Below are 26,970 nucleotides of genomic sequence, written 5' to 3' on the forward strand. Positions count from 1 at the left end.
GATGAGGGCCTGCCGTCGCCCCAAGCAGGCGCAACGGCTCCGTTTCGCTCTGTTCATCAGCAGCGGGCCCTCACCGCCTGAGGCTCGCGCTAGCCGCCGGCCGCCTTGCGGATCGCAGCCAGAACGGCATCCCGGTCATCGATGATCTCGGCATTCCGAAACCTGATCACGGTGAAACCAAAGCGCTCGATCTCGGCCGTTCGCTCGGCGTCATAGTCGGCTTCCCAGCCATGCTGGCGTCCATCGACCTCGACAATCAGCCTGCGGTCGATGCAGACGAAATCGAGGGTGTAGCCGAGCAACGGAACCTGCCGGCGGAACTTGAGCCCATCGAGACGGCGGTTGCGCAACAGCGACCAGAGGACGTCTTCTGGCTCGGTGGCTTGCCGCCGGAGCCGTCTCGCAAATTGGCGCTGTTCGGACGTCATAGGCCGTGATGCTGCCGCCGATCGCATCGACGATCAATGGCGGTCCCTCACCCCTGCCCCTCTCCCATCCGGGAGAGGGGTTCCCCGCGTCCTTCGCCGCCAACGCGGTTCGCCTCCGGCGTCACGCGCTCGCCTGCAATCTCCGCAACGTCCTGCGCAGGCGGGCGACGTCGGCACGGCCTTGTCAAACATCACAAAACCGGGCAGAAGTCGCCCGAATCCAGCGCTCATCTGGGGAATGCTGGTTGAAGGTCATCAGAAATGGAAAGACTACTGTCCTGGGTCGGCTCTCTGCTCTACGGCATGAGATTCACCATGATGTTCTTCTACGTGGGCCTAGTGGCGATCATTCTCGGCATCCTCGGCAAGTTCCTCGTCGAAGCCTACAAGCTGATGACCACCTTGATGTTCGGCGACCTCAGCAAGATCGACCTGATCATCAAGGTGCTCGAACTGGTCGACATGACGATGGTGGCGCAACTGGTCTGGGTCGTGGCGCTGGCGGGTGTCTCGCTCTTCGTGACCACGGGCCATTTTGACGACGAGGTCGCGAAAAAGCCGGACTGGCTGGACCACGTCAACACCTACAACCTCAAGCTGAAGCTCGCCTTCGCCATCATCTCCATTTCCGGCGTTCATGCGTTGAAGACGTATCTGGGCAGCGGCCTGAGCTTCGAAAACATCCAGATCGTCGCGGTGGTGGCCGTGATCCACTTCACCTTCGTCCTGTCCGCCATCGGCATCTCCTTCGCCGAGCGGTTGACGCGGGAACACGCGTAAAGCGCCCCGCGCCGCAAGCGCGACGCCGTCTACCCTTCTCCCGGATGGGAGAAGGTGGCGCGGAGCGCCGGATGAGGGCCTGCCGTTTCGGCAATAAGGTGCTGCGGCTCCGTCGCGTTTCAACGATCAGCGGCGGTCCCTCATCCCTGCCCTTCTCCCATCCGGGAGAAGGGTTCCCCGCGCTTCACCTCAAGCGCACACAGCCGAAATCCCCGCCCGCGCTCGCACGCAGGCGTCGAAAACGAGGGGCAGCGGAGCGCCGCGAGGCGCGTGGGTGTAAATCCGCATCCATTGAGCCAGGATGCGGCGCGGGCAGATTGAGCCACTGCCCGCACGCCCCGTGGCGCTCCGCTTGTCGGCGATTTCGGACCTCGGGCCGCGCTTATCGGGTCGAAGGCCAGCCTGCGCCGCGAGCCCTCGGGCGCCAGTTCCCCTCATCGGGTTGTCGCGCCGTCCGGCATGGGACGAAGGCGTGATGCCAACGACCGGTCCAGCGAGCTCCTCGCGCAGGGGCCGTAGTACCCCCAGGGCGGTGCCCCGAAGCCTCCCGGGACTGGCGTGCAAGGCCAGCCGCAGGCGCCGCGCCCATCCCCACCAACGGCTTGCCTTCCGGATGGCGGCCCCTCGGGGATGAGGTGGGGGCAGATTAACGGCGCTGGGAGAGGCGGGGATAAACAACCGCGACGCTCTCTTCCCTTCTCCCGGATGGGAGAAGGTGGCGCGGAGCGCCGGATGAGGGCCTGCCGTTTCAATGGAAGGCGCAACGGCTCCGTCTCGTCTCAAACAATCAGCGGCGGTCCCTCATCCCTGCCCTTCTCCCATCCGGGAGAAGGGTTCCCCGCGCCCTTCGCCGACGCCCTCGCAACCGCGACGCCTCTTCCCACCCAGCCGAACAGCCGCGGGAACCGCGACAGAGAACGCTCTCCTGTAAGGAGAGGGGTTCCCCGCGCCTTGCTTGACACCGTCGCATGATTCATCTTCCACGAAAATGGAAAATTTGGGGGGGGTGATCTTGGAAAAATCAGCTTGGACAGATGCCGATACAGAATCCATGTTCGCGATGATTGGGAAATACGTAATCATTTTCCAATGGGTAGAAGGATTGATTGATCAATGTCTCTTATTGGGGTGGGGCCACGAAAACTGGGGGAAGAGCCAGTCGCGACTAGCAAGAATGTCAAATTACGAAAAGATCAAAAAATTGAGGGAAATGGTTCTTCAAGATCCAGTTTTTGCTCGAGCGCGCACCCGACCCGAATGGATCGCGCATTTTGAATCTATAATGAATGATCTTCATAAATTACGAGAAACTCGAAATTCACTCGTACATTCTCAATATCTATTCGAGTTCACAAAGATCGGCATGCCGCCGCTCCGATCGTTGCGCACGAGAGGCAATGCCGGCGATTCGTTCGACCAAGTCGATATGGATAAAAGCCGTCAAAAAAATCTACTGGCAGAACTTGGGCAAACCGGCGTCGATATGAACGTTATCCACGTACAGCTAATACACGACTACATTGCACATGAGAACAAATCAGGTTCTGGGCTGACGAAAAAAGGCTAGGTTTCTGGTTTGCACGTCGGCATTAGCCCCCTACCCTTGACTCCCCCCGCCCTCGCGCCTTACCCCCATCGACGGGACACGCCGCCCCAACGCGGCGCGCCCATCTGTAAGGATGGAGACATCGATGGTGAATTCGGTTCCGGCCGCGCGTCCGCGCGTGCCGCATTTCTCGTCCGGCCCCTGCGCCAAGCGCCCCGGCTGGTCCCTCAAGGCACTCGGTGACGCCGCGCTCGGCCGCTCGCACCGCGCCAAGATCGGCAAAGACAAGCTAAAAGCGGCGATCGACCTGACGCGCGAGGTGCTGCAGGTGCCGGCCGATTACCGCATCGGCATCGTGCCCGCCTCCGACACCGGCGCCGTCGAGATGGCGATGTGGTCGCTCTTAGGCGCCCGCGGCGTCGACATGGTCTCCTGGGAGAGCTTCGGCGCCGGCTGGGTCACCGATGTCGTCAAGCAGCTCAAGCTGGCCGATGTCCGCACCTTCGAGGCCGGTTATGGCGAGCTGCCGAACCTGAAGAAGGTCGACACGAAGAACCGCGACGTCGTCTTCACCTGGAACGGCACGACCTCGGGCGTGCGCGTGCCCGATGCGAGCTGGATCGCCGACGACCGCGAGGGTCTGACGATCTGCGACGCGACCTCCGCGGCGTTTGCCCAGAAGCTCGACTGGCCCAAGCTCGATGTCACCACCTTCTCCTGGCAGAAGGTGCTGGGCGGCGAGGCGGCCCATGGCATGATCATCCTCTCGCCGCGCGCGGTCGAGCGGCTGGTGACCTACAAGCCGGCCTGGCCACTGCCGAAGATCTTCCGCATGACGAGCGGCGGCAAGCTGATCGAGGGGATCTTCTCGGGCGAGACGATCAACACCCCCTCCATGCTCGCGGTCGAGGATTATCTCGATGCGCTAGCCTGGGCCAAGAAGGTCGGCGGGCTCGACGGGCTGGTGAAGCGCGCCGACGGGAACCTGCGCGTCATCGCGAAATTCGTGAAAGAGAACGACTGGATCGACTTCCTCGCGGTGAAGCCGAAGACGCGCTCGAACACGAGCGTGTGCCTGACCTTCACCGACCCGGCGGTGACCGCGCTGGCTCCGGACGCGCAGGCGGCGTTTGCCAAGCAGGTCGTCTCGATCATCGAGAAGGCCGGCGCCGGCTACGACCTCGGCCACTACCGCGACGCCCCTCCCGGCCTGCGCATCTGGTGCGGCGCCACCGTCCAGTCGCGCGACCTCAAGGCGCTGCTGCCGTGGGTGGCCTACGCCTTCGCCGAGGCGAAGGCCGGGTTGGGCAAGAAGGCGGCGTAAGCGCGCCCCTTCCAACACCCTCACCGTCATCCTGGGGCTTCGCGTCAGCGAAGTCCCGGGATCCATCATAAGGCACCGCGGTGCCCTAGGATGGATCCCGGCCTGCGCGGCTTCGCCGCTTGTCCAGGATGACGGCCGTGTTTCCTTCCGCCTCCTCCTTCACGCAAGCGCAGAGCGCCGACGCGCCGCGCCAGTCGAAAGCCATCCTCATGACAGCGCCCAAGGTTCTGATTTCCGACGCCCTCTCCCCCGCCGCCGTGCAGATCTTCAAGGATCGCGGCATCGACGTGACCTTCGATCCCAATCTCGGCAAGGACAAGGACAAGCTTGCCGCGATCATCGGCGACTATGACGGCCTCGCCATCCGCTCGGCGACCAAGGCCACCGCCAAGCTGCTGGAGGCCGCGACCCGGCTGAAGGTGATCGGCCGCGCCGGCATCGGCGTCGACAATGTCGAGATCCCCGCCGCCACGGCGCGCGGCGTGATCGTGATGAACACGCCCTTCGGCAATTCGATCACCACCGCCGAGCATGCGATCGCGATGATGTTCGCGCTCGCCCGCCAGATCCCGGCGGCCGACGCCTCGACGCAGGCCGGCAAGTGGGAGAAGAACCGCTTCATGGGCGTCGAGATCACGGGCAAGACGCTCGGGCTGATCGGCGCCGGCAATATCGGCTCGATCGTCGCCGACCGCGCGATCGGCCTGAAGATGCGCGTCATCGCCTATGACCCCTATCTCTCGCCCGAGCGCGCCGTCGCGCTCGGCGTCGAGAAGGTCGAGCTCGAGGATCTGCTCAAGCGCGCCGATTTCATCACGCTGCACGTGCCGATGACGGAGAAGACCAGGAACATCCTCTCGGCCGAGGCGCTGGCGAAGACGAAAAAGGGCGTGCGCATCATCAACTGCGCCCGCGGCGGGCTCGTCGACGAGCAGGCGCTGGCCGCGCTGATCAAGTCCGGCCATGTCGCGGGCGCGGCCTTCGACGTCTTCTCGGTCGAGCCGGCGGAATCCAACCCGCTCTTTGGCCTCGACAATGTCGTCTGCACGCCCCATCTCGGCGCCGCCACCAATGAGGCGCAGGAGAATGTCGCCCTCCAGGTCGCCGAGCAGATGAGTGACTATCTGCTGAAGGGCGCCATCACCAATGCGGTGAACTTCCCCTCGATCACGGCGGAAGAGGCGCCGCGGGTGAAGCCCTTCGTCGATCTCGCCGAGAAGCTCGGCTCCTTCCTCGGCCAGCTCACCGAGGCCCCGGTCAAGGGCATCCGCATCGAATACGAGGGCGCGGTCGCCAGCCTGAACCTGAAGGCGATCTCGGCCGCCGCCATCACCGGCGTGCTCCGGCCCTTCCTGCCCGAGATCAACATGGTCAACTCCGCCATGGTGGCCAAGGAGAAGGGCATCGTCGTCGAGGAGCTGACCCGCGAGGTCGCCGGCAATCTCGAAAGCCGCATCAAGATCGTCGTCGATGCCGAGGACATGCCGCGCCACGCCGCCGGCACGGTCTTCCAGGACGGCAAGCCGCGCATCGTCGAGATCCGCGACATCCAGGTCGATGCCGAGTTCGCCCCGCACATGCTCTATGTCCGCAACGCCGACAAGGCGGGCTTCATCGGCCAGTTCGGCTCGCTGCTCGGCGCCGCCGGCGTCAATGTCGCGACCTTCTCGCTCGGCCGCGACAAGCCGGGCGGCGACGCGATCTGCTATGTCGCGGTCGACGAGGCGATCTCCGACGCGCTGCTCGACCAGATCCACGAGATTCCGATGGTCAAGCGCGCCCGGCGGCTGAAGTTCTGACCACCGCGCGAGGACTGGCTACTTCACCAGGAGCCAGTCCTCGATCACCAGCGCGTCGAGCCCGCTGGTGTAGAACATCAGGATCGCATCCTCCGCACTGTGGAGGATCGGCTTGCCCATGATGTTGAAGGAGGTGTTGAGGATCACCGGCACGCCGGTGAGATCGTGGAAGGCCGAAATCAGCGCGTGATAGCGCGGGTTGCGCGCCGCCGTGACGCTCTGCAGCCGCCCCGTTCCGTCCTCATGCACCACGGCCGGGACGCGGGCGCGCACCGCCGCCTTCCAGGTCAGGGTGCGCTCCATATAGGGCGCGTCCTGATAATGCTCGAACCAGTCGGGCGCCTGCTCGGCCAGGATCGAGGGCGCAAAGGGCCGGAAGGCCTCGCGGTACTTCACCTTGGCGTTGAGGATGTCCTTGGCGTCGGCCGGGCGCGGATCGGCGATGATCGAGCGGTTGCCGAGCGCGCGCGGCCCGAACTCGGCGCGCCCCTGCACCCAGCCGATCAGCTTGCCTTCCGTGAGCAGCTTCGCCGTCACCGGCGCGACCTCCTGCGGCGCGAGCTTGCGCAGCCGCGGCTCCCAGGCCTGCATCCGCTCCAGCGGTTCGGTCGAGACGGTCGAGCCGAGATAGGGCGAGAGCGGCCCCTTCGGCGCGCGCCAGTCGGGATTGCGCTGCGCATGGCTGAGCCAGGCGGCGCCGATCGCATTGCCGTCATCGGCCGGCGCCGAGGGCATGAAGACCTGCGCGAAGCCATGCCGGCCCGCGATCCTGCCGTTGAAGGAGGAATTCAGCGCGCAGCCGCCGGCGAGCACGAGGTTGGGCGACGGCACCAGCGCGGCCGTCTCCCCCAGCAGCGCCTCCATCATCTCCGCGAAGACATCCTGCCCGCAGCGGGCGAGATCAGCCCAGCCGCTGTCGAGCGCGTCCGCCGGGCGCAGGCTCAGGATCTCCGCCGCCACCGCCTGCACGACATCGGCCTTGGCGAAGGACAGCCTGTGGCCCTCGATCGTATAGAGCCGGCGCAGCAGCGCCATCAGGCGGTCGTCGGTCCGGCCATAGGGCGCGAGCCCCATGATCTTCCACTCCTCGCCCTTGGCCTGGTCGAAGCCGGCGAGATCGGTGACGAGGCCGAAATAGAAGCCGATCGATTCGCGCCCGCGATGGCGCTTGACCTCGCGGATACGCCCGCCCTCCAGCGCGAAGATGGCGGACGCCCCGGTCTCGCCCATGCCGTCGACGACGAGGCAGGCGGCGTCCGTGAAGGGCGAGGACCAGCAGGCATAGGCCGCATGAGACAGGTGATGGCCGAAGCGCGTGAGCCCGGTGACGTTGGCGCGGCCGAAGGCGCGGTCGAGCCCGAGCAACGTGCCGATGCCGGCACGCTGCTGGCCCTGATGCAGCGAGGCGATCAGCGCGCGCTCGGTGCGCTCGGGCACCAGCGAGCGGTTCAGCTCCGGCGAGAGCTTGAGCAGCGCCTCCAGCGTGAAGGACCCGGCCCGGCTCATCTGGTCGAGAAAGCCGGTGAAGTCTTCGCCCCAGCTCGTCGCGATCGCGACCTGGGCATCGGCGGGGATGTAGCGCTTCAGCAGCGCCTCCATCCGCGGCGCGGTGTCGGGCTCGCAGTTCGGCGCGCGCTTGAACTGGAGATAGCGCTCGGTCGCCTCGGCGAAGAGGACGCTGCCGTCGGGGCCGATGATCGCGATGGCGGGATCATGGAAGGTGGTGGCGAGGCCGATCGTGTAGGTCATGCTGGCAGGTCGGGCATCCGGTGAGCACCGCCCTCCCTAGCATGAAATCGGCGGGGATCACCCCGAGAGCTGGTCGCGGCGCAGATCGTCGAGGATCGAGAGCCGCCCGAGCGCCTGTTTCAGCGCCGCCGTCCGGGCCTTGCCGATCGTGCCGGGCGCCACCCGGTTGGACGGGCTCAGCCCCTCGGCGATGTCGGCGAGCTGCTGGCTCAGGATGCAGTCGAGCAGCAGCGCATGGTCGCGGTCGATCTCGGCGAGATCGCTCGCACCGCCCGCGCCGAGTTCCGCCACCGCCTCCAGCCGCGCCTGCGTCGCGTGCCGCGGCAGGCCGTGATGCAGCGCCAGCAGCCGCGCCGTGGTGACGATGTCCTTCAGCCCCGTCCGCTTCAGGTCGATGCGGCCGTCATCCTCGGTGCGCAGCCCCCCGAACAGGGTCAGCCCCGCCGCCGGCTGGCCGGCATTCTCCGCCAGCAGCTTGAGGAAGGGGATCTGCCCCTTGGCCGCAGCCCAGGCATCGCGCCAGAGCCGCTCCGCCATCGCCTTGTCGCCATGCACGGCCTTGAAGTCGAAGACGATGTCGACGCTGAGCAGATCCTCCGGGCTGGAGCGGCCGAGCCATTGCGCAATGCGCTGGCGCCAGGTCGCAAGCGAGCCGCGGAAGGCGGGCTCGGAGGCCATCACCCCGCCCTTGCACAGGGGCACGCCGACCTCGTCGAGGATCGCCGCCATGCGCCGGCCGAGCCGCGCGAACCAGCGATCGGCCTCCCCCTCCGGCTCCCCCTCCGCGAAGACGAGCGCATTGTCCTGGTCCATCGCCAGCAGGCTCTCGCCACGCCCGGCCGAGCCGAGGACGAGCACCGCATAGGCGCAGGGCGCCGGCCCCGCGCCCTCGGCCACGAGCTCCGCCTCGGCCAGGATGGCGGCGCGCCGCGTCAGCGCGCCGACCTCGCGCGCGATCACCGCCGCGATCAGGCGAGCCGGCACGTCCTCCGCCAGCAGCGCACGCGCCATCAGCGGCAGGCGCGACCAGATCTGCCCGAGCGCAGGCGCATCGGGGGCGGCGTCGATGTCGTCGCCCAGCGCGACCGCCGTGCCGGCGCGCAGCTGCAGCAGCTTGAGCGGCGTCACCACCCCGACGATCCGGTCCTCGTCGTCGGTCACGGCGAGATGGCGGATGTTGCGGGCGCTCATCCGCCCGATCGCGCGGTAGAGAAACGCGTCGGCCGGAACCGCCACGACCGGCCGCGAGGCGAAGCGGCCGGCCGGCAGCGCCAGCGCCTCGGCGCCGTGCCGGCCGATGGCACGCAGGAGATCGCGCTCGGTCAGGATGGCGGTGGCCTCGGGACCGGCGCCCTCGCCACCGAGGAAGACCGAGCTGACGCCCCGGCCGGTCATCGCGGCCAGCGCCGCGGCGACGGGCGTCTCCTCCGGCAGGATCACCGGATCGGCCCGCATCACGTCGCGGACGCGGTGGCGGTAGGGATAGCTGTCGAGCTTGGGCAGCGGGTCGCCATCCTGCGCGGGCGGGCGCAGCTCCCAGGCGGGCGGGGCCGCGCCCGCCATCGCGTCGGTGATGCGGCGGCTGGCCGCCACCGCCTCCCCGACCGTGCGGATGCCCCGGTCGCGCAGGCGCGGGGCGAGCGCGAGGAAGATGAGCCCGGCCGCCATCGCATCGCCCAGCGCCCGGTGGCGTTCCTGCGGCGCAATCTCGAGCCAGGCGCCCAGCGCCTCCAGCGAATAGGAGGGCAGGCCCGGCTCGGCGAGCTGCGCCAGCAGGCGGATGTCGAGCGCGAGCGGCTGCACGAAGCGCTGCCCCAGCCGCTCCGCCTCCTTCGTCAGCATGGCGATGTCGAAGCCGATCGTGTGGCCGATCACCACCCGCCCGGCGAGAAAGGCCATGATGCCGGGGTAGAGCACCTCGAAGGCGGGCGCCCCGCGCAGGGCCTCCCGGTCGAGCCCGTGGACGGCACGGGACGCGGCCGGGATCTCGACATCGCAGGCGACGAGGCTCTGGAAGGCGTTGGCGCGGTCGAGACGCCCGCCATCGAGATGAACCGCCGCGAACTCGATCATCCGCGCGCGCCGGACATCGAGCCCGGTGGTCTCGGCGTCGAGCGCGACGCCGCGCACGGCAAAGAGCGGGGTGGCCTGGAGCAGGTTCGGCATGCGGTTGTCTCCGCGCTTCTGCGGAGCACCCTAACGTCAGGCCCTCTCGTCTGACCAGACCGACTTCCGACGGGTGGGGGCCTCAGGGCCGCTTCAGCGCCGCGCCGATCAGCGCCTTGGCATCGGCGCTCGCCCAGTCGGCGGGCCCCGGCAGGATCGCGAGTTCGCAGCCGTCGCGGTCGACGATCAGGCTGACCGGCATGCCGTCGACCTTGCGCGCCGCCCGCAGCTCCTGGAACACCCTCGCCTGCGGATCGGCGTAATAGGTCAGCGCCTTGATCTCGCGCTGGGCGAGCCAGGCCTTCGGCTTGTCGAGGTTGCGGGTGTCGATATTGATCGCCACCACCGCGAAATCCGGGCCGCCGAGCGCCGTCTGCAGCGCGTCGAGCGCCGGCATCTCCTTCAGGCAGGGCGGGCACCAGGTCGCCCAGAGATTGACCAGCAACACCTTGCCGCGGAAGGATGAGAGCGTCAGCGGCGCCCCGTCGGGACCGTCGAAGGCGAGGTTGGGCGTCGGCAGGGGCGCCGCATGGACCTGCACGGCCGCGACCTCGCCGCGCGCCAGCGGCGCCATGGCCGCCGCGACGGGCCGGGCCGCCCTGCAAGAAGCGGAATTGCCGGCATCGCCCGCGACGGAGTAGAAGGCCGCACCGCCGGCGAGCGCGACGAGCAGAAGCGCCCCTCCGGCAGCGAACCATTTCGATCGTGACGTCATCGGCGTCCTCAAATCAGGAAAGACCGTCGTGAGCAATCGCATGTGGGGTGGGCGTTTCGCCACGGGTCCCGACGCCATCATGGAGGAGATCAACGCCTCCATCGATTTCGACCAGCGCCTCTGGCGCCAGGACATCCGCGGTTCGCGCGCCCATGCCGCGATGCTCGGCGAGACGGGCATCCTGACGCGTGAGGATGTGGCTGCGATCGACGCCGGGCTCAAGCAGGTCGAGGCCGATATCGAGGCCGGGAGCTTCACGTTCTCGCGTGCGCTCGAGGACGTCCACATGAACGTCGAGAGCAGCCTGAAGGACCGGATCGGCGCTGCCGCCGGCCGGCTCCACACCGGCCGCTCGCGCAACGACCAGGTCGCCACCGACATGAAGCTGTGGGTGCGCGACACGCTCGACCAGCTCGACGAGCAGATGGGCGATCTCCAGCTCGCGCTGGCGCAGAAGGCCGAGACCTATGCGGGCGCCGTGATGCCGGGCTTCACCCATCTCCAGTCGGCCCAGCCGGTGACCTTCGGCCACCATCTGCTGGCCTATGTCGAGATGCTCGGGCGCGACCGCGGCCGCGTCGCCGATGCGCGCCGGCGCCTCAACGAATCCCCGCTCGGCGCCGCCGCGCTCGCCGGCACCTCCTTCCCGATCGACCGCGAGATGACCGCCAAGGCGCTCGGCTTCGACCGGCCGACGGCGAACTCGCTCGACTCCGTCTCCGACCGCGACTTCGTGCTGGAGACGCTGGCGGCGGCCTCGATCTGCGCGATGCACCTGTCGCGGCTGGCCGAGGAGATCGTGCTCTGGGCGACGCCGCAGTTCGGCTTCGTGCGCCTCTCCGACGCCTTCTCGACGGGATCCTCGATCATGCCGCAGAAGCGCAACCCCGACGCCGCCGAGCTGGTGCGCGGCAAGTCGGGCCGTGTCTTCGGCACGCTGCAGGCGATGCTGACGATGATGAAGGGCCTGCCGCTGACCTATTCGAAGGACATGCAGGAGGACAAGGAGGGCACCTTCGACGCGCTCCAGACGCTCTCGCTCTGCCTCGCCGCCATGGCCGGCATGGTCCGCGACATGCAGCCCGACCTGAAGGTGATGAAGCGCGCCGCCGGCCTCGGCTACGCCACCGCCACCGACCTCGCCGACTGGCTGGTGCGCGTGCTGAAGATGCCCTTCCGCGACGCCCACCACGTCACCGGCCGCCTCGTCGGCATCGCCTCCGAGCGCAAGATCGGGCTGGAGAAGCTCAGCCTCGCCGAGATGCAGGCGGTCGAGCCGCAGATCACGCAGGCCGTCTTCGCCGTGCTCGGCGTCGACCAGTCGGTCAGGAGCCGCGTGAGCTATGGCGGCACGGCTCCCAACAATGTCCGCCGCCAGGCCAGGCGCTGGCTGAAGAAGCTGGCGACGACAAAGGCGTGATCCTTGCCGTCATGGTCGGCCCTGTCCCGACCAGGACGGATGGGACCGTCATTCGAGAATGACGGCTCAGCACGCCAAAGCCTCGCCTCCGCCGCCATCCTTCGCTACACTCTCCGCTCGCATCGCCTGATGCCCGTTTCGCCCAAGGGTTCGCTTCCGTGCTGCACTCCCGCCTGAAACTCGGCCGCGCCGTCCTGGTCGCGGGCCTGCTCGCCCTCGCGCTCGGGGCCTGCGGCCGCAAGGGCCCGCTCGAGGCGCCGCCCAATGCGACCGGCGCGCTCGACCTGCCCGATTCGCAGATCGGCGCCGTCGAGAACACCAACGGCGGCATCGGCGAGACCTCGATCCTGGCCCGGCCGGCCAAGACCAACCGCGCCATGGTCGTCCCCGAGAAGCCCTTCTTTCTCGACCCGATCCTCTGAGCCGGCCCCGATGCATCATTTCAGCTATCGCGACGGTGCCCTCTTCGCGGAGGACGTCGATCTGCGCCGCATCGCCGATGAGGTCGGCACGCCGGTCTATGTCTATTCCTCGGCAACGATCGAGCGGCACTACCGCCTCTATGCGCAGGCGATGACGCGTGCCGCCGGCAGCGGCAAGGCGCATGTCTTCTACGCGATGAAGGCCAACGGCAATCTCGGCGTGCTGAAGACGCTGGCTTCGCTCGGCGCCGGCGCCGACACTGTCTCCGAAGGCGAGGTCCGCAAGGCGCTCGCCGCCGGCTTCCCGCCGGAGCGGATCGTCTTCTCCGGCGTCGGCAAGAGCGAGAGCGAGCTGCGCTTCGCCGTCGAGGCCGGCATCTACCAGGTCAACATCGAGACGGAGAGCGAGCTCGACCTGCTCTCCCGGGTCGCCGCCGCCCTCGGCAAGCGCCAGGAGGCGGTGTTCCGCGTCAATCCCGACATCGGCGCCGGCGGCCACGCCAAGATCACCACCGGCTCCTCGGAAAACAAATTCGGCGTCTCCTTCGAGGAGGTCGGCCGGCTCTATGCCCGCGCCGCCAACCTGCCGGGCGTGCGGATGATGGGCCTGGCGCTGCATATCGGCAGCCAGATCCGCGAGACGGAGTCCTTCGAGGCGGCCTATGCCAAGATGGCGACGCTGGTCGGCGACCTGCGCGGCGAGGGCCACCGCGTCGAGCGGCTCGACCTCGGCGGCGGGCTCGGCATTCCCTATGACATCCCCAGGGAATTCGACCACGGGCCGGGCCTGATCGACGCCTACGCCGACATGGTCGCGCGCGTCACCGCGGGCCTCGAGGTCGAGCTCGGCTTCGAGCCCGGGCGCCTGATCGTCGGCAATGCCGGCATCCTGATGACGCGCGTGCTGCATCTCAATCCGCGCCCGACCAAGCAGTTCCTCGTCGTCGACGCGGCGATGAACGATCTCGTCCGGCCGGCCATGTACGAGGCCTATCACGAGATCTGGCCGGTGACGGAGCCCCAGGCCGGCACGCCGGAGGTGGCCTATGACGTCGTCGGGCCGATCTGCGAATCGGGCGACACCTTCACCACCGGCCGCGTGCTGCCGGCGCTGAAGCCCGGCGACCTGATCGCCTTCATGACCGCCGGCGCCTATGGCGCCAGCATGGCCTCGACCTACAACCAGCGCCTGCTGGTGCCCGAGGTTCTGGTCAAGGGCACCGACTACGCCGTGACGCGACCGCGCCAGACCTTCGAGGAGCTGCTCGGCACGGATCGTGCACCGCCCTGGCTGGCCTGAACAGGGTTTGCCGGAGCCGCGATCCCGGACCGACATCCCTGTTCACGAAACGTGGAGCGGGCCCCGGCGCGACGTCTTCGCACTGGCCTTGCCACATTCCCGTGTTAGCCTTGCTCAAATCGGCAGGGTTGCAGGCGAATTGAGTCCTGGCGGCATGTGGGGGCGGCTCGGAGCGACGGCATGAAGGAAGCGCAGCGCCGCGAGGCGCCGGTTCGGATCGAGGGCGTGCGGCAGCGTCTGGCACGCCTCGCCATGGCGTCGCGGGTTTCGCTGGGCTGGGAGCGCCTCTGGCCGCGCCTCTGGCTGCCCGTCGCCGTCATCCTCACCTTCCTCGCGCTCTCCTGGTTCGGCCTCTGGACCGCCCTGCCCTGGCAGGGCCGCGCGCTCGGTGTCGCGCTCTTCGCCACCGCGCTGCTGGCCTCCCTCTGGCATGTCGCGCGCACGGCGCTGCCGACCCATCGCGATGCGCTGAGCCGTCTCGACCAGTCGCTGGAAGGCGGCCACCGCCCGGCCTCGGCGCTGGAGGACAGCCTCGCCGTCGGCGCGAAGGATCCCGTCTCGCAGGCGCTCTGGGCCCTGCATGTCGAGCGCCAGAGCGAGCGCATCGCCGGACTGAGCGTCGCTGCGCCGCAGCCGCGCATGGCCAACCGCGACCGCCGCGCGCTGCGCGCCGTGCCGGTGCTCGCCGCCGTCACCGCCTTTTTCGTCGCCGGCCCGGAGAGCGACCAGCGCCTGCGCGCCGCCTTCGACTGGCGCGGCCCCTCGCTGCCGGCGCCCGCCACCCGCATCGACGCCTGGATCGATCCGCCGGCCTATACCCGCCTGCCGCCGATGCTGATCGACTTTGGCAAGCTCGCCAGCCCGCAGATCACGGCGCCCGAGAAATCGACCATCGTGGTGCGCATCGCCGGCAAGTCGGCCATGGACGTCGCCGTGACCGGCCGGCTCGACGCCCTGGCCGAACCCAAGCCCGGCGAGGGCAAGGCCGCGGATGGCAAGGCGGCCGAGGGCCAGGCTGCAGCCGCCCCGGCAAAGCCCGCGCCCGGCCAGGCGCCCGGCGTCGTCGAGCGGCGCTACACGCTCGCCGGCAACGGCACGCTGCGCCTCACCGGCGCCGGCGCCCCCGGCGCGACGCTCTCGATCACCGCCATTCCCGACCGCGCTCCCGAAATTGCCTTCCGCGAGCCCCCCAAGCCGGTGACCGGCCCGCAGCCGGGCGGGCTCTCGATCATCTACGAGGCCAAGGACGATTACGGCCTCGCCTCCGTCGAGGCGACGGTCGAGCGCGCCGGTCCGCCCTCCACGGGCCGCTCGCTGGTCGATGCGCCGAAGCAGGCGCTCAGCGTGCCCTCCTCCCCCACCGGCGAGGAGGAGATGAAGAGCACCGTCGACTTCTCGGCCCATCCCTGGGCCGGCGCCAAGGTGCGCATGACGCTGGTCGCACGCGACGAGGCCGGCCAGGAGGGTCGCAGCGAGGCGGTCGAAGTCGTCCTGCCGCAGCGCACCTTCGCGAAGCCGCTGGCCAAGGCACTGGTCGAGCAGCGCCGCAAGCTGGTCATGGATGTCGACACGCGCGGCAAGGTCCAGCTCGCCATGGACGCGCTGCTGATCGAGCCCGGGCTCTTCATGAAGGAGACCGGCGTCTATCTCGGCATGCGCATGATCGGCGAGCGCCTGCGCCAGGCCCGCACCGACGACCAGCTGCGCGAGGTCGCCGAGCTGATGTGGGCGCTCGCCCTCCAGCTCGAGGACGGCGACCTCTCCGATGCCGAGCGGGCGCTGCGCGCCGCGCAGGAAAACCTGCAGCAGGCGCTGGAGCGCGGCGCCTCCGAGGACGAGATCAAGAAGCTGGCCGAGGATCTGCGCCGGGCCATGGACCAGTTCATGCGCCAGCTCGCCGAGCAAATGCAGCGCCAGCAGCAGAACGCCGACCCCAACCAGATGTCGCAGCTGCCGGAGAACTTCCGGACCGTCACGCCGCGCGACCTGCAGAACATGCTCAACCGCATCGAGGAGCTGTCGAAGCGCGGCGACATGGCCGAGGCGCAGCGCCTGATGGAGCAGCTCAACCAGATGCTCAACAATCTCCAGATGGCGCGTCCGGGCCAGCAGGACCCGCGCCAGCGCGAGATGAACCAGGCCCTCTCCGATCTCGACAGGATGACGCGCGACCAGCAGAACCTGCGCGACGAGACCTTCCAGCAGGAACAGCAGCGCCAGAACCGCGCCCAGCGCGGCCAGCGCCCCGGCCAGCAGCAGGCGCGGCCCGGACAGCAGGGCCAGCGCCAGCAGGGACAGCGCGGCCAGCAGCCGGGCCAGCAGCCCGGCGACCAGGGCGAGGACGGCGAGGAGGGCGAAGGCCAGCAGGGCGCGCAAGGGAAGCAGGGCCAGGGCGGGCAGAGCCTCGCCCAGCGCCAGCAGCAGCTGCGCGACCGTCTCCAGGATCTGCAGCGCCGGATGCGCGGCATGGGCGCGCCCCAGCAGGGCGAACTCGGCGAGGCCGAGGGCGCCATGGGCGAGGCCGGCGAGCAGCTCGGCCAGGGCCAGGGCGAAGGCGCGCTCGACGCGCAAGGGCGGGCGCTCGAGGCGCTGCGCAAGGGCGCGCAGAACCTCGCCCAGCAGATGCAGGGCCAGCCCGGCGAGGGCGGTGAGCCCGGCGAAGGCGCCTTCGGCGAGCCCGACGGCCAGCCCGCCGGCCGCCCCTCGGCGCAGCAGCGCGGCCGCGAGGACCCGCTCGGCCGGCCGCAGCGCCAGCGCGACTGGGCCGATGGCCGCGTCCGCGTGCCCGGCGCCGACGAGAGCGCGACCCAGCGCGCCCGCCGCATCCTCGAGGAGCTCCGCCGCCGCCTCGGCGACCCGTCGCGGCCGATGGAGGAGCTCGATTATCTGGAGCGGCTGCTCAGGCGGAATTGAGCCTCGCTACGCCGTCTCGGCAGAGGACGCGGGGAACCCTCTCCCGGAGGGAGAGGGCAGGGTGAGGGGTCGGCGGCCGTTTGACGCTGCTGCCGTGACCTCACCGCTTCTGCCCTGCGAGATGGACGCTCGACTGGTCGAGGGGCCGACCCCTCACCCCTGCCCCTCTCCCGACGGGAGAGGGGTTCCCCGCGCCTTCTTCGGGGATCGCTCCCAGCTCGCCACCAGCGCCCCGACGACGATCAGCACGCAGGACACCGCCAGCAGCCAGCTCGGCTGGGCGTAGCCCGCGAGCACCAGGATGATCGTCGAGAGCACCGGAGCGGCGTAAGAAGCGACGCCGAGCAGGGCGACGTCGCCCTGCTTCATGCCGATGTCCCAGACCACGAAGGCGAGCCCGATCGACCCGAGGCCGAGGCCCAGCACGCCGGCCCATTCGGTCGCCGTCGGCGTCCACAGCGTCGTCTCGAAGGCGAGATGGCAGGCGAAGGCCGGCACGGCGCAGCCGAGCATGGTAAGGCACAGGCTCTCCGAGGGCACGGCGGCGAAGCGGCGCGAGGCCACCGAATAGCTCGCCCAGACGAAGGCGCCGAGCGCCGCCAGCACATGCCCGAGCGCCAGCCCCTGCCCGGCCCCGAGCCCGCCCGAGACCAGCAGCGCGGTTGCGGCCAGGCCGATCAGCGCGCCGACCAGGTGCCGTGGCCGCAGCCGCCCGCCCGGCAAGAGCGCGGCAAACAGCACGATCAGCAGCGGCCAGAGATAATGGATCAGGTTCGCCTCGGCGGCCGGCGCCGTCTTCACCGCGGCATAATACAGCGCCGTGTCGCCGAAGGGGCCGTAGAGCCCCAGTGCGAAGGAGGCCGGCGTCGGGCGGATGCGTGAGAGCTGCCCGCGCGCTGCGGCGATGGCGAGGATCAGCAGCCCGCCGATCACGAAGGTCATGCCGACGAGCTGGAACGGCGGCACCCGCCCGCTCATCGCCGTGAACAGCGCGAGCGTCGACCAGAGCAGGATGGCGAGGGCGCCGATGAGGGTGGCGGTGCGGGAGGTCATGGCCAGGCGGGGTTGGAGCGCGATCGCGGCTTCGATAGCAGGCGCCCGGCGGAAAGCCGATAGCCTAGGTCAGCCGGCAGATGCGCCCTCGCCGCGTCGCAGCATGGCGCTCGCGCCATGGGCGCCATGATCCCGACGCCGGATCACCGCCATTGACCGCGACGGGCGCAAGGATCAAGCGTCAGGGCCATGACGACACTCGCCCTGCCGGCCACCGAGCGCCGCCCGCTGATCCCGATTCTCGTCGCGCTCAGCGCGGCGCATCTGCTGAACGACCTGCTTCAGTCGATGATCCCGGCGCTCTACCCGCTGATCAAGGAGAACTTCCAGCTCGATTTCGGCCAGATCGGCCTGATCACGCTGGCCTTCCAGGTGACCTCGTCCCTGCTGCAGCCGCTGCTCGGCTGGCTGACCGACAGGCGCCCCTGGCCCTATGCGATGGTCGCCGGCATGGGCGCGACGCTGCTCGGGCTGATGACGCTCGCCTTCGCGACGAGCTACCCGCTGGTGCTGCTGTCGGCCGCGCTGGTCGGGCTCGGCTCGGCCGTGTTCCACCCGGAGGCGACGCGCATGGCGCGCCATGCCGCCGCCGGCCGCCAGGGCCTGGCACAGGGTCTGTTCCAGGTCGGTGGCCATGCCGGATACGCCATCGGCCCGCTGCTGGCGGCGGCGGTCGTCGTCCCGCGCGGCCAGTCGAGCCTGGCCTGGTTCTCGATCGTCGTGCTCGTCGCGATGGTCCTGATGTCCTGGACCGCCTCGCGCTACAGCGCCTTCCGCCGCAGCCAGCCCAAGGGCCAGGGCGACGAGACCGCCGCGCACGGCTTGTCGCGCGGCCGCGTGCTCTTCGCGATGACGATCCTGATCCTGCTGCTGGTCTCGAAGAACGGCTACAACGCCGCCTTCACCTCCTACTACACCTTCTATCTGATGACGCGCTTCGAGATCACGGTGCAGCTCTCGCAGATCATGCTGTTCCTCTATCTCGCGGTCAGCACGGCGGGCGTCATCATCGGCGGCATGGTCGGAGACCGAATCGGCCGCGACCGGGTGATCTGGCTTTCCATCGTGGGGTCTTTGCCATTCGCGCTCATGCTGCCCCATGCCGATCTGTTCTGGACGGGCGTGCTCAGCGTCATCATCAGCTTCGTCATGGCGAGCGCCTTCTCGGCGATCCTGATCTACGCCATCGACCTCGTGCCCCACCGCGTCGGGCTGGTCGGCGGGCTGTTCTACGGGCTCTCCTTCGGGCTGGCCGGCATCGCGGCCGCCGTGCTGGGTGCACTCGCCGACAAGATCGGCATCGTCGAGGTCTTCCGCATCACGGCCTGGCTGCCGGCGCTCGGCCTGCTCACCTTCCTGCTGCCGAAATCGCGGCGGGGGTGAAAACCCGCGTCATGCTCGGGCTCGACCCGAGCATCTCTGAGGAAACGCGATCGTCATCGGCACGCGGTTCCCGGGTCGCCGCACTGCGGCGCCCGGGAATAACGCGCCGGTCTCTCACGCCATGTACTGCCCGCCATTGACCGCGAAGGTCGCGCCCGTCGCGAAGGCGCCCTGCTCGGAGGCGAGGAAGACGACCATCGCGGCGATCTCCTCAGGCTTGCCGAGACGGCCCACCGGGATGCCGGCGACGACGCGCTTCAGCGCCTCCTCGGGCATGGCGGCGACCATGTCAGTGCCGATATAGCCCGGCGTGATCGCGTTGACGGTGATGCCCTTGTTGGCGTTCTCCTGCGCCAGCGCCTTGACGAAGCCGATGTCGCCGGCCTTGGCGGCGGAGTAGTTGACCTGCCCCATCTGGCCCTTCTGGCCGTTGATCGAGGAGATCACGATGATGCGGCCGAAGGAGCGGGCGCGCATGCCCTCGATCACCGGGCGCGTCATGTTGAACAGCGAGTCGAGATTGGTGCGGATCACGTCCGACCATTGCTGCTTCGTCATCTTGTGGAAGAAGCCGTCGCGGGTGATGCCGGCATTGTTGACGAGGATGTCGATCGGCCCGATGTCGGCCTCGACCTTGGCGATGCCCGCCGCGCAGGCGTCGTAGTCGCCGACATCCCATTTGAACACCGGGATGCCCGTCTCGGCCTGAAACTTGGCGGCCGCCTCGTCATTGCCGGCATAGCTGGCGGCGACCTTGTGGCCGGCCTCCTGCAGGGCCCGGCTGATCGCCGCCCCGATGCCGCGCGTTCCGCCCGTGACCAACGCAACCTTCGTCATGACCTCATCCCCTCCAGATGGCGGCGTGGACGCCGCGCTTTGGCATCGGACCGAAAGGTGGACTGCACCTTTCGGGTGATTCCGATGCGATTTCTCAGTGCTAGCTCGCCGTGAGCGCGTCCCACCGGACGCGCGGCGACCTATTGTTCCGACAGCTTCAGATCGGGCGTGTAGGGCCCGTCGATGTCCTTGATGATGGCCTGGCCGCAGATGACGCGACCTTGCGCTGCGTCAAAGGTCAGGGTCGGGTGCCCGTAAAGCACCCAGCCCTGGCTCAGTGCCTCCGAGACCCGATGACAGAAGGAGGCGTCGTCGGGCCCGGTCAGATAGCGGTAGAGCGTCGTCTGCCGCGCCATCGCGCTCTCAGCGCTCCAGCGCCATGGCGACGCCCATGCCGCCGCCGATGCAGAGCGTGGCGAGGCCCTTCTTGGCGTCGCGCTTGATCATCTCGTGCACCAGCGTGACGAGCACGCGGGCGCCCGAGGCGCCGATCGGATGGCCAATGGCGATCGCGCCGCCGTTGACGTTGACGATCTCCGGGTTCCAGCCGAGGTCCTTGTTGACCGCCAGCGCCTGCGCCGCGAAGGCCTCGTTGGCCTCGACGAGATCGAGATCGGAGACAGCCCAGCCGGCCTTCTCCAGCGCCTTGCGCGTCGCCGGGATCGGGCCCGAGCCCATGATCGCCGGATCGACGCCCGCCGTTGCCCAGGAGGCGATGCGGGCCAGCGGCTTCAGCCCGCGCTTGGCGGCTTCCTTCGCCGACATGATCACGAGAGCCGCCGCGCCGTCATTGATGCCGGACGCATTGCCGGCGGTGACGGTGCCGTCCTTCGAGAAGGCGGGCTTGAGCTTGGCCATGGCCTCGATCGTTGCGCCATGGCGGGGATATTCGTCGGTGTCGACGACGATGTCGCCCTTGCGGGTCGAGACCGTGAAGGGAACGATCTCGTCCTTGAAGCGGCCGGCCATCTGCGCGGCCTCGGCCTTGTTCTGCGAGGCGACGGCGAAGGCGTCCTGCTCCTCGCGGGTGATCTGCCACTTGGTCGCGACGTTCTCGGCGGTGGTGCCCATGTGGTAGCCGTGGAAGGCGTCCCAGAGGCCGTCCTTGATCATCGTGTCCGTGAATTTCAGGTCACCCATCTTGGTGCCGGAGCGCAGATGCGCGGCATGCTGCGCCATCGACATCGATTCCTGCCCGCCGGCGACGATGATGTCGGCATCGCCATTGGCGATCTGCTGCAGGCCGATGGCGACCGTGCGCAGGCCCGAGCCGCAGAGCTGGTTGAGGCCCCAGGCGGTCTTCTCCTGCGGGATGCCCGCGATCATCGCGGCCTGGCGGGCCGGGTTCTGGCCCTGACCGGCGGTCAGGATCTGGCCCATGATGACCTCGTCGACATCGGCGGGGTCGACCTTGGCGCGCGCCAGGGCCTCCTTGATGGCGGCCGCGCCGAGCTCATGGGCGGGCGTGTTGGCGAAGGCGCCGTTGAAGGCGCCGACCGCGGTGCGCGCCGCGCTGACGATCACGATGTCCGTATCGGCCATGGGGGAATTCCTCAGCTGGTTGTCGCGACGCCCGGGCCGGCCGGGCGCCTGTTCGGGAGGCACCTTCGAAGCCCGCCGCGCCGCCGTCAAGTCAGCCGAAAGAGATGACGGCGCGCAAACTTGCGGCAGCCGATCCTTGAGATGCCGCAAAGACATGCCGCATCGCTCATGCTGTGATCGCCATTTCCGGGCCGGCGCTCAAAAAACTTGCGACGGGCGCCGCAGCGGCTACCATCGCTCCCGGAAGACCGTCAGTCCGGCCGTCGCGCGATCTTCGCGCCGGGGTTCGGGCCAACGTGATGCAGGATTCTGATGGCCAGCGACAAAGAACCGACCGTCATCAAGAAATACGCCAATCGCCGTCTCTACCACACCGGTACGAGTTCTTACGTGACGCTGGAGGATCTGGCGGGCCTCGTCCGTGGCGGCGAGGATTTCGTCGTCTATGACGCAAAGTCAGGCGAGGACATCACCCGTTCGGTCCTGGCGCAGATCATCTTCGACGAGGAATCGAAGGACGGGCAGAACCTGCTGCCGATCGCCTTCCTGCGCCAGCTCATCCGCTTCTACGGCGACAGCATGCAGGCCCTGGTGCCGCGTTATCTCGAATTCTCGATGGACAGCCTGACCAAGGACCAGGGCCAGTTCCGCGAGCAGATGACCAAGGCCTTCTCGGGCGGGGCGCTCGGCGGCGGCGCCATGGACGCGCTGCAGGCCCAGACGCGCGCCAACATGGCGATCTTCACCGAGGCCTTCCGGATGTTCAATCCCTTCGCCGCGGCCGCCGCCGCCAAGGCGCAGGAGGAGAGCGCTGCCGCCGGCGCCGCCAAGGGCGACGATCTCGGCGACCTCAAGCGCGAGCTGAGCGAGATGCGCGACCGGCTCGACAAGCTCGCCAAGACGAAGTGAGCCCGGGGCGGGGCGGCCTGAAGGCCGCTCCGCCCGCGTCCCGAGGCCTCAGCCGGCTGCGCGCGTGTCGGTGCGCGCGCCCGGCCGCCGCAGCTCGGCCTTCCCGAGCAGATGGCCCTGGAGATAGGTGACGCCCCAATCGGCGAGCAGGCGCGCCTGCATCTCGTCGTCGACCCATTCCGCCACCGTGTCGACGCCGAGATGGCGGGCGAGATCGATCAGCGTGCGGACATAGAAGCGGTCGTCGGTCGAGCGGCGCAGGTTCTGCGTGAAGGTGCCGTCGATCTTGAGCACGTCGATCGGGAAGGCGCGCAGATGCCGCAGCGAAGTGTGGCCCGCACCAAAATCGTCGATCGCGACGCGTGACCCGCGCTCCTTGATCTGCCCGAGCAGCCGCGCGACGCGGGTCGGATTGTCGATGGTGGCGGTCTCGGTGATCTCGACAATCAGCCGCTCGGCGACGCCCCGCGCGCCGCTCGTGCAGGCGAGGAAGGCGTCCAGCCACTCCGGATCGGACAGCGAGCGCGGCGAGACATTGACCGAGAGCGACAGCGACGGCTCGCTCGCCAGCAGGCCGACGGCGAGTTCGAGGACACGGTGATCGAACAGGCGCACCAGCCCGCGCCGCTCCAGCATCGGGATCAGCTCGGCGGTGGCGAAGAAGGCGCCGTCCTTTCCGAAGGAGACGCGCAGCAGCGCCTCGTGGAACGAGACCTCGCGCGACTGCGCCCTGACGACCGGCTGCAGCGCCAGCTCGATCCGCCGCTCGTTGAGCGCAGCCAGCGCGCTGACGTCGAAGCCGCTGGCGCTGTCGGTGCGCTCGCGGCTCTCCTGCCGCCGGGCGATCACGGCCGTGTCGGACGACCCCGCCTTGGCGCCGGCGAGCGCGTTCTCGGCCGCCGAGAGCAGCGTGCCGGCATGGTTCGACAGATCGGGGGCGATCGCCGCGCCGACGCGCAGACGCACCAGCGCGATGCCGCGCGCGGTTTCGATGGCGGCCTGCGCCACGGCCTTGGCAAAGCGCCTGGCCGCGGCATCGACCTGGTTCAGCGGGCAGCCGGTGAGCAGGATGGCGAAGCGGTTGCCGGAATAGCGCACCAGATAGTCGCGCCGGCGCGTCACCGAGCGCAGCCGCTCCTGCACCACGGCGATGATCTCGTCGGTCGCCTCGTGGCCGAAATCGTCGTTGAGCCGCGCCAGCTCGTCGATCGCCGCCACCAGAATGACGACGTTGCGCTCAGCCGGCAGATGTTCGGAGAGCGCCGAGGAGAGACGGTCGAGCAGGGCCGAGCGGTCACCGAGCTCGCCGGTCTGGCCGAGCAGTTCGTCGGGGCGGACCTGGCGCTCGAGCCGGAGCATGCCGCGGGCGCCGGCGGGACGGCCGTCCGTGCCGGCAAACCAGCGGCCGGAATCCTCGACCCACATCCGGCGACCGGCCAGTTCGGCGGCATAGCGCGTGCGGTAGATCACGCCCTCGCCCTCGTCGTGACCGCCGGAGGAGAACACCGCATCATAGCGGCTGCGGCCGCTGCCGGGCTCGACCAGGCCGGCGAAGCCGAGGCCCCGCGCCATCGCCGCCTCCGGAATCGCTCCCAGCACCTCGGCCGCATTGGGGCCCCAGGTCAGGGTGTCGCTCTGGATGTCCCAGCTGTAGACGACCTCGCCGATCGACGAGAGCAGGTTGCGCGGATCGACGCGGGCCTCGTCACGGGCATTGAAGATCGACGGCGCCGGCATCGGTGAGCAGCCTCGGGAGAGCGGAACCGCACCGCGACCGGGCGGCACGCGGGCGAAGGGAAAATGTTCCGAAACGATGCGGCGGACGGTCTTAATACACCGTTAAGGTTGGCCGGGCCCTTGCAACTTTGCCACCGGGCGCAGCGATTGCGTATCGGAGTGGCACATGGCCGAATCGGCTTATCGGGAGCAGGCGGGAGAGACGATTGCGGCGGCGTCCGCGATGCTCCTGCTGCAGCTCGCCGCCAGCCAGGCAGAGATCGGCCCCTTCGCCCGCCGCGGCCGCGAGACGCCGCAGATGGCGGCCGGACTTTATCGTGCGGCCGCCCTGCGCGCCCGGACCGGCACGAGCCGGCACGGCTGAGGCCGCCCCGAAGCGCTCCTCCCCACCAGCCGGCCGACCGGCCAAAGAAAAAGCCGGCCTTGCGGCCGGCTCGTGACGCTGCAGGGCAGCGGGTCGATGGCGAAACCCTGTCGGGTCCCGGACCTCGGCCGCTCAGGCCTCGGTCTTGGCCTTCAGAACCTGACGGCCGCGATACATGCCCGACTTCAGGTCGACATGGTGCGGACGGCGCAGTTCGCCGGAGTTCTTGTCTTCGATATAGGTGGGCTGCTTCAGCGCGTCGGCCGAGCGGCGCATGCCGCGCTTCGACGGCGACGTCTTTCTCTTCGGAACGGCCATTGTACTCTCCATCGTGCCGCCGCCCGGAAGCGCTGCCCGCAGGCCACGCCACCGCCACGACGACGGATCAATCTCGTGAGGCGTTGCCCATACACGCTGCCGGGGCCGATGGCTAGTGCCCAATCCCGGTTTTCGCCTTCGCCGCACCGGCGCGGCCTTCACGCCGGGAGCGCGCAGTCGCCGAGCGGCCCGATCTGGCCGACGCGGCGCTGGATCCGCGCCGCCCCCGCCTGCAGGCCCCGGCTCGGCCGGGCCGGATCGCGCAGCAGCGGATTGGGCAGCGCCGCCGCCAGCCGCGCGGCCTCCGCAGGGCTCAGCCGCGCCGCCGGCTTGCCGAAAGAGCGCTGGGCCGCGGCTTCCGCCCCATAGAGCCCCTCCCCCCATTCGGCGACGTTGAGATAGACCTCGATCACCCGCGGCTTGCCCCAGGCGAGGTCGATCGCCAGCGCCAGCGGAATCTCCAGCGCCTTGCGGACATAGGAGCGGCCCGGCCAGAGGAAGACGTTCTTGGCCGTCTGCATGGTCAGCGTCGAGGCGCCGCGCGAGGGGCCCTCCTCGTCCTCCATCACGGCGTTCAGCTCGACCCAGTCGACGCCGCGATGGCTGCAATAGCGCTGGTCCTCGGCCGCGATCACGGCCCGGATGAGATTGGGGGAGATCTCCGCCAGCGGCACCCAGCGGCGCTCGACCGGCTGCAGCGTCAGCCAGCGCCCGAGCATCAGCGTCGAGGGCACCGGCACGAAGGCGTAGAGCAGGATGGCCAGGAGCAACAGTACCGGCAGCGCGAGCAGGGCGAGCCATAAGGCCCGCAACAGGCGCAGGACAGGGCTTCGCCGCCTCGCCGCCCGCTCGCCCGCCATCGCCGACATCCCCCGCCTCCGCGCCCTGCCTCCGGCTTGACGGTTCGGCCGCACTCCGGCAAGCCCCGCCGGTCAGCGAACGCGAGGCCCGCGCATGAGTTCCGCCCCCAACCGCGAGACGCCGGCCGCCGACGCCTTGGCCGCCCGGCTGGCCTGGACCGCCGACGCGATCGAGACTTTGCTCGACCAGCTTCTCGGGCAGACCCCGCGCGAGGGCGAGATCGCGAGGCCTGAGCGCCTGCTGGCAGCGATGCGCCATGGCGCGCTCGGCGGTGGCAAGCGGCTGCGGCCTTTCCTGACGGTCGAGACCGCCCGCCTCTTCGGCGTGGCGCCCGAGGCCGCCCTGCGGGCCGGCGCGGCGGTGGAGCTGGTGCACTGCTATTCGCTGGTTCACGACGACCTGCCGGCCATGGACGACGACGACACCCGCCGCGGCCGGCCGACCGTCCACAAGGCCTATGACGAGGCGAGCGCGATCCTCGCCGGGGATACCTTGCTGACCTATGCCTTCGAGGTGCTGGCCGACCACGCGACCCACCCGTCCGGCGAGATCCGGGCCGCGCTGGTGCTGGCGCTGGCGCAGGCTTCCGGCCTCGGCGGCATGGCCGGCGGGCAGATGCTCGACCTCGCCGCCGAGGGCCGATTCGGCACCGGCGAACCCGCCGCCCTCACCGAGGCGCAGATCCGCCAGTTGCAGGCGATGAAGACCGGCGCGCTGCTGGCGGCGAGCGTCGGGATGGGCGCGATCCTGGGCGGCGCCTCGGCCGCACAGCGCGCCGCGCTGGCGAGCTATGGCCGGGCGCTGGGCGCCGCCTTCCAGGTCGCCGACGACATCCTCGACGTCGAGGCCAGCCCCGAGCAGCTCGGCAAGGCGACCGCCAAGGACCAGGACAAGGGCAAGGGCACGCTGGTGCAGGCGCTCGGGCTCGACGCCGCCAAGCGCGAGCGCGACCGCCTCAGCGCAGCGGCGGTGGCGGCGCTCGCCGGCTTCGGGCCGGAGGCGGATGGGCTGCGCGCGGCGGCGCGGTTCGCCGCCGAGCGCAAGAGCTGAGCGCAAGGTCCACCCAAGCCCTCATCCCGAGGAGCGTTCCGCGGGAACGCGTCTCGAGGCATGCTTCGTGACGCTCCGGAGCGTGATGTCGCATCCCTCGAGACGCCGCTGATGCGGCGTCTCGAGGGATGCGCGCCGGGCGGCATCGACGCCCTTAAGCATCTCGCAGCTTTAGGCCTCAACAACGTTCCGTCGTTGTGCTTCAATCCAGCGTCGATCGTACACGTCTATCAGCGGAACAACGTAGCGTGACGCATTTTTTTCGAGGCCACCCCAAGACATAGGCCATCGGGGAACATCTTTTCGCAGATCGACGGGATCGACCGGTGGCGTTGATGGTTTTTTAGTCGCTCA

23 protein-coding genes are annotated in these 26,970 nt (G+C 69.2%); 12 read left to right on the forward strand and 11 right to left on the reverse strand.

The genetic code is table 11. The features are described from left to right. Positions 1–89: 89 nt before the first annotated feature. Positions 90–455 (reverse strand): endonuclease domain-containing protein, encoded by a 366-nt coding sequence (locus tag BSY19_RS24715; protein ID WP_210184397.1) that lies wholly within the window; start codon positions 453–455, stop codon positions 90–92. A 276-nt stretch (positions 456–731) separates the two neighbouring features. Here BSY19_RS24715 and BSY19_RS24720 point away from each other — a divergent pair, with 276 nt between their 5' ends. The 4 genes from BSY19_RS24720 to serA all read left to right on the forward strand — a co-directional run bounded on the left by BSY19_RS24720 (position 732) and on the right by serA (position 5,877). Beyond that, positions 732–1,208: a YqhA family protein gene (locus BSY19_RS24720; protein ID WP_257785751.1), complete on the forward strand. Its 477-nt coding sequence runs from the start codon at positions 732–734 to the stop codon at positions 1,206–1,208. Between the two features lie 1,012 nt (positions 1,209–2,220). Beyond that, positions 2,221–2,775 carry a hypothetical protein gene (locus BSY19_RS27735; RefSeq protein WP_150129721.1) on the forward strand — a complete coding sequence of 185 codons (555 nt, stop codon included), beginning with the start codon at positions 2,221–2,223 and terminating at the stop codon, positions 2,773–2,775. 124 nt (positions 2,776–2,899) lie between these two features. Then, on the forward strand, positions 2,900–4,078 hold the full coding sequence (locus BSY19_RS24725; RefSeq protein WP_069056481.1) for a phosphoserine transaminase: 1,179 nt from the start codon (positions 2,900–2,902) through the stop codon (positions 4,076–4,078). Positions 4,079–4,287: 209 nt separating this feature from the next. Further along, positions 4,288–5,877, forward strand: a complete 1,590-nt coding sequence (gene serA, locus BSY19_RS24730; protein WP_069057376.1) for a phosphoglycerate dehydrogenase — start codon at positions 4,288–4,290, stop codon at positions 5,875–5,877. A gap of 18 nt (positions 5,878–5,895) precedes the next feature. On the opposite strand, the gene BSY19_RS24735 is transcribed toward serA, so the two are convergent. The 3 genes from BSY19_RS24735 to tlpA all read right to left on the reverse strand — a co-directional run bounded on the left by BSY19_RS24735 (position 5,896) and on the right by tlpA (position 10,507). Next, entirely contained in the window at positions 5,896–7,626 is a 1,731-nt protein-coding gene (locus tag BSY19_RS24735; protein ID WP_069056482.1) for a carbamoyltransferase family protein, read from the reverse strand. A gap of 57 nt (positions 7,627–7,683) precedes the next feature. Further along, positions 7,684–9,792 carry a DUF294 nucleotidyltransferase-like domain-containing protein gene (locus BSY19_RS24740; protein WP_069056483.1) on the reverse strand — a complete coding sequence of 703 codons (2,109 nt, stop codon included), beginning with the start codon at positions 9,790–9,792 and terminating at the stop codon, positions 7,684–7,686. Between the two features lie 82 nt (positions 9,793–9,874). Next, positions 9,875–10,507 (reverse strand): thiol:disulfide interchange protein TlpA, encoded by a 633-nt coding sequence (tlpA, locus tag BSY19_RS24745; protein ID WP_069056484.1) that lies wholly within the window; start codon positions 10,505–10,507, stop codon positions 9,875–9,877. A 28-nt stretch (positions 10,508–10,535) separates the two neighbouring features. Here tlpA and argH point away from each other — a divergent pair, with 28 nt between their 5' ends. From argH to BSY19_RS24765, 4 genes are all read left to right on the forward strand, one after another. Then, entirely contained in the window at positions 10,536–11,927 is a 1,392-nt protein-coding gene (gene argH, locus BSY19_RS24750) for an argininosuccinate lyase (protein WP_069056485.1), read from the forward strand. A gap of 158 nt (positions 11,928–12,085) precedes the next feature. Continuing rightward, a complete protein-coding gene (gene lptM, locus BSY19_RS24755; RefSeq protein WP_069056486.1) occupies positions 12,086–12,349 on the forward strand; it encodes an LPS translocon maturation chaperone LptM in 264 nt (87 codons plus the stop codon). Between the two features lie 10 nt (positions 12,350–12,359). Continuing rightward, positions 12,360–13,649, forward strand: coding sequence for a diaminopimelate decarboxylase (lysA, locus tag BSY19_RS24760; protein WP_069056487.1), 1,290 nt, complete (start codon positions 12,360–12,362; stop codon positions 13,647–13,649). A gap of 180 nt (positions 13,650–13,829) precedes the next feature. Next, complete coding sequence (locus BSY19_RS24765; RefSeq protein ID WP_069056488.1) at positions 13,830–16,562, forward strand: TIGR02302 family protein; 2,733 nt, start codon at positions 13,830–13,832, stop codon at positions 16,560–16,562. Positions 16,563–16,715: 153 nt separating this feature from the next. Here the strand turns inward: BSY19_RS24765 and yddG are convergent, their stop codons facing one another. Next, a complete protein-coding gene (gene yddG, locus BSY19_RS24770; RefSeq protein ID WP_069056489.1) occupies positions 16,716–17,615 on the reverse strand; it encodes an aromatic amino acid exporter YddG in 900 nt (299 codons plus the stop codon). 189 nt (positions 17,616–17,804) lie between these two features. On the opposite strand from yddG, the gene BSY19_RS24775 reads away from it, so the two are divergent. Further along, a complete protein-coding gene (locus BSY19_RS24775; protein ID WP_069056490.1) occupies positions 17,805–18,998 on the forward strand; it encodes an MFS transporter in 1,194 nt (397 codons plus the stop codon). A gap of 114 nt (positions 18,999–19,112) precedes the next feature. Here the strand turns inward: BSY19_RS24775 and phbB are convergent, their stop codons facing one another. The 3 genes from phbB to BSY19_RS24790 all read right to left on the reverse strand — a co-directional run bounded on the left by phbB (position 19,113) and on the right by BSY19_RS24790 (position 21,377). After that, complete coding sequence (gene phbB, locus BSY19_RS24780) at positions 19,113–19,835, reverse strand: acetoacetyl-CoA reductase (RefSeq protein ID WP_069056491.1); 723 nt, start codon at positions 19,833–19,835, stop codon at positions 19,113–19,115. Positions 19,836–19,975: 140 nt separating this feature from the next. Then, entirely contained in the window at positions 19,976–20,191 is a 216-nt protein-coding gene (locus BSY19_RS24785; protein ID WP_069056492.1) for a DUF1737 domain-containing protein, read from the reverse strand. Positions 20,192–20,198: 7 nt separating this feature from the next. Further along, the gene (locus BSY19_RS24790) at positions 20,199–21,377 is read right to left on the reverse strand and encodes an acetyl-CoA C-acetyltransferase (protein WP_069056493.1); all 1,179 of its coding nucleotides are present in this window, start codon (positions 21,375–21,377) and stop codon (positions 20,199–20,201) included. Positions 21,378–21,689: 312 nt separating this feature from the next. Here BSY19_RS24790 and phaR point away from each other — a divergent pair, with 312 nt between their 5' ends. Continuing rightward, on the forward strand, positions 21,690–22,286 hold the full coding sequence (phaR, locus tag BSY19_RS24795) for a polyhydroxyalkanoate synthesis repressor PhaR (protein WP_069056494.1): 597 nt from the start codon (positions 21,690–21,692) through the stop codon (positions 22,284–22,286). Positions 22,287–22,334: 48 nt separating this feature from the next. Here the strand turns inward: phaR and BSY19_RS24800 are convergent, their stop codons facing one another. Beyond that, positions 22,335–24,023: a GGDEF domain-containing phosphodiesterase gene (locus BSY19_RS24800; RefSeq protein WP_069056495.1), complete on the reverse strand. Its 1,689-nt coding sequence runs from the start codon at positions 24,021–24,023 to the stop codon at positions 22,335–22,337. A gap of 166 nt (positions 24,024–24,189) precedes the next feature. Between BSY19_RS24800 and BSY19_RS24805 the strand changes: the two genes are divergently transcribed. Then, the gene (locus tag BSY19_RS24805; RefSeq protein WP_069056496.1) at positions 24,190–24,387 is read left to right on the forward strand and encodes a hypothetical protein; all 198 of its coding nucleotides are present in this window, start codon (positions 24,190–24,192) and stop codon (positions 24,385–24,387) included. Positions 24,388–24,519: 132 nt separating this feature from the next. Here BSY19_RS24805 and rpmF read toward each other — a convergent pair whose 3' ends face one another. Next, positions 24,520–24,705 (reverse strand): 50S ribosomal protein L32, encoded by a 186-nt coding sequence (gene rpmF / locus BSY19_RS24810; RefSeq protein ID WP_043233137.1) that lies wholly within the window; start codon positions 24,703–24,705, stop codon positions 24,520–24,522. Positions 24,706–24,863: 158 nt separating this feature from the next. Further along, positions 24,864–25,574 (reverse strand): monofunctional biosynthetic peptidoglycan transglycosylase, encoded by a 711-nt coding sequence (gene mtgA / locus BSY19_RS24815; protein WP_069056497.1) that lies wholly within the window; start codon positions 25,572–25,574, stop codon positions 24,864–24,866. A gap of 85 nt (positions 25,575–25,659) precedes the next feature. Between mtgA and BSY19_RS24820 the strand changes: the two genes are divergently transcribed. Further along, a complete protein-coding gene (locus tag BSY19_RS24820; protein ID WP_083247819.1) occupies positions 25,660–26,616 on the forward strand; it encodes a polyprenyl synthetase family protein in 957 nt (318 codons plus the stop codon). Positions 26,617–26,970 lie beyond the last annotated feature (354 nt).

It is taken from the genome of Bosea sp. RAC05 (assembly GCF_001713455.1).
In the GTDB taxonomy this organism is placed as follows: domain Bacteria; phylum Pseudomonadota; class Alphaproteobacteria; order Rhizobiales; family Beijerinckiaceae; genus Allobosea.

Excerpts from the sequence above, each read along its gene's own strand:
- BSY19_RS24715 (WP_210184397.1), bottom strand. The coding sequence starts at position 455 with ATGCGATCGGCGGCAGCATCACGGCCTATGACGTCCGAACAGCGCCAA.
- BSY19_RS24720 (WP_257785751.1), top strand. The coding sequence starts at position 732 with ATGAGATTCACCATGATGTTCTTCTACGTGGGCCTAGTGGCGATCATT.
- BSY19_RS24725 (WP_069056481.1), top strand. The coding sequence starts at position 2,900 with ATGGTGAATTCGGTTCCGGCCGCGCGTCCGCGCGTGCCGCATTTCTCG.
- serA (WP_069057376.1), top strand. The coding sequence starts at position 4,288 with ATGACAGCGCCCAAGGTTCTGATTTCCGACGCCCTCTCCCCCGCCGCC.
- BSY19_RS24735 (WP_069056482.1), bottom strand. The coding sequence starts at position 7,626 with ATGACCTACACGATCGGCCTCGCCACCACCTTCCATGATCCCGCCATC.
- BSY19_RS24740 (WP_069056483.1), bottom strand. The coding sequence starts at position 9,792 with ATGCCGAACCTGCTCCAGGCCACCCCGCTCTTTGCCGTGCGCGGCGTC.
- tlpA (WP_069056484.1), bottom strand. The coding sequence starts at position 10,507 with ATGACGTCACGATCGAAATGGTTCGCTGCCGGAGGGGCGCTTCTGCTC.
- lysA (WP_069056487.1), top strand. The coding sequence starts at position 12,360 with ATGCATCATTTCAGCTATCGCGACGGTGCCCTCTTCGCGGAGGACGTC.
- BSY19_RS24765 (WP_069056488.1), top strand. The coding sequence starts at position 13,830 with ATGAAGGAAGCGCAGCGCCGCGAGGCGCCGGTTCGGATCGAGGGCGTG.
- yddG (WP_069056489.1), bottom strand. The coding sequence starts at position 17,615 with ATGACCTCCCGCACCGCCACCCTCATCGGCGCCCTCGCCATCCTGCTC.
- BSY19_RS24775 (WP_069056490.1), top strand. The coding sequence starts at position 17,805 with ATGACGACACTCGCCCTGCCGGCCACCGAGCGCCGCCCGCTGATCCCG.
- phbB (WP_069056491.1), bottom strand. The coding sequence starts at position 19,835 with ATGACGAAGGTTGCGTTGGTCACGGGCGGAACGCGCGGCATCGGGGCG.
- BSY19_RS24785 (WP_069056492.1), bottom strand. The coding sequence starts at position 20,191 with ATGGCGCGGCAGACGACGCTCTACCGCTATCTGACCGGGCCCGACGAC.
- BSY19_RS24790 (WP_069056493.1), bottom strand. The coding sequence starts at position 21,377 with ATGGCCGATACGGACATCGTGATCGTCAGCGCGGCGCGCACCGCGGTC.
- phaR (WP_069056494.1), top strand. The coding sequence starts at position 21,690 with ATGGCCAGCGACAAAGAACCGACCGTCATCAAGAAATACGCCAATCGC.
- BSY19_RS24800 (WP_069056495.1), bottom strand. The coding sequence starts at position 24,023 with ATGCCGGCGCCGTCGATCTTCAATGCCCGTGACGAGGCCCGCGTCGAT.
- BSY19_RS24805 (WP_069056496.1), top strand. The coding sequence starts at position 24,190 with ATGGCCGAATCGGCTTATCGGGAGCAGGCGGGAGAGACGATTGCGGCG.
- rpmF (WP_043233137.1), bottom strand. The coding sequence starts at position 24,705 with ATGGCCGTTCCGAAGAGAAAGACGTCGCCGTCGAAGCGCGGCATGCGC.
- mtgA (WP_069056497.1), bottom strand. The coding sequence starts at position 25,574 with ATGTCGGCGATGGCGGGCGAGCGGGCGGCGAGGCGGCGAAGCCCTGTC.
- BSY19_RS24820 (WP_083247819.1), top strand. The coding sequence starts at position 25,660 with ATGAGTTCCGCCCCCAACCGCGAGACGCCGGCCGCCGACGCCTTGGCC.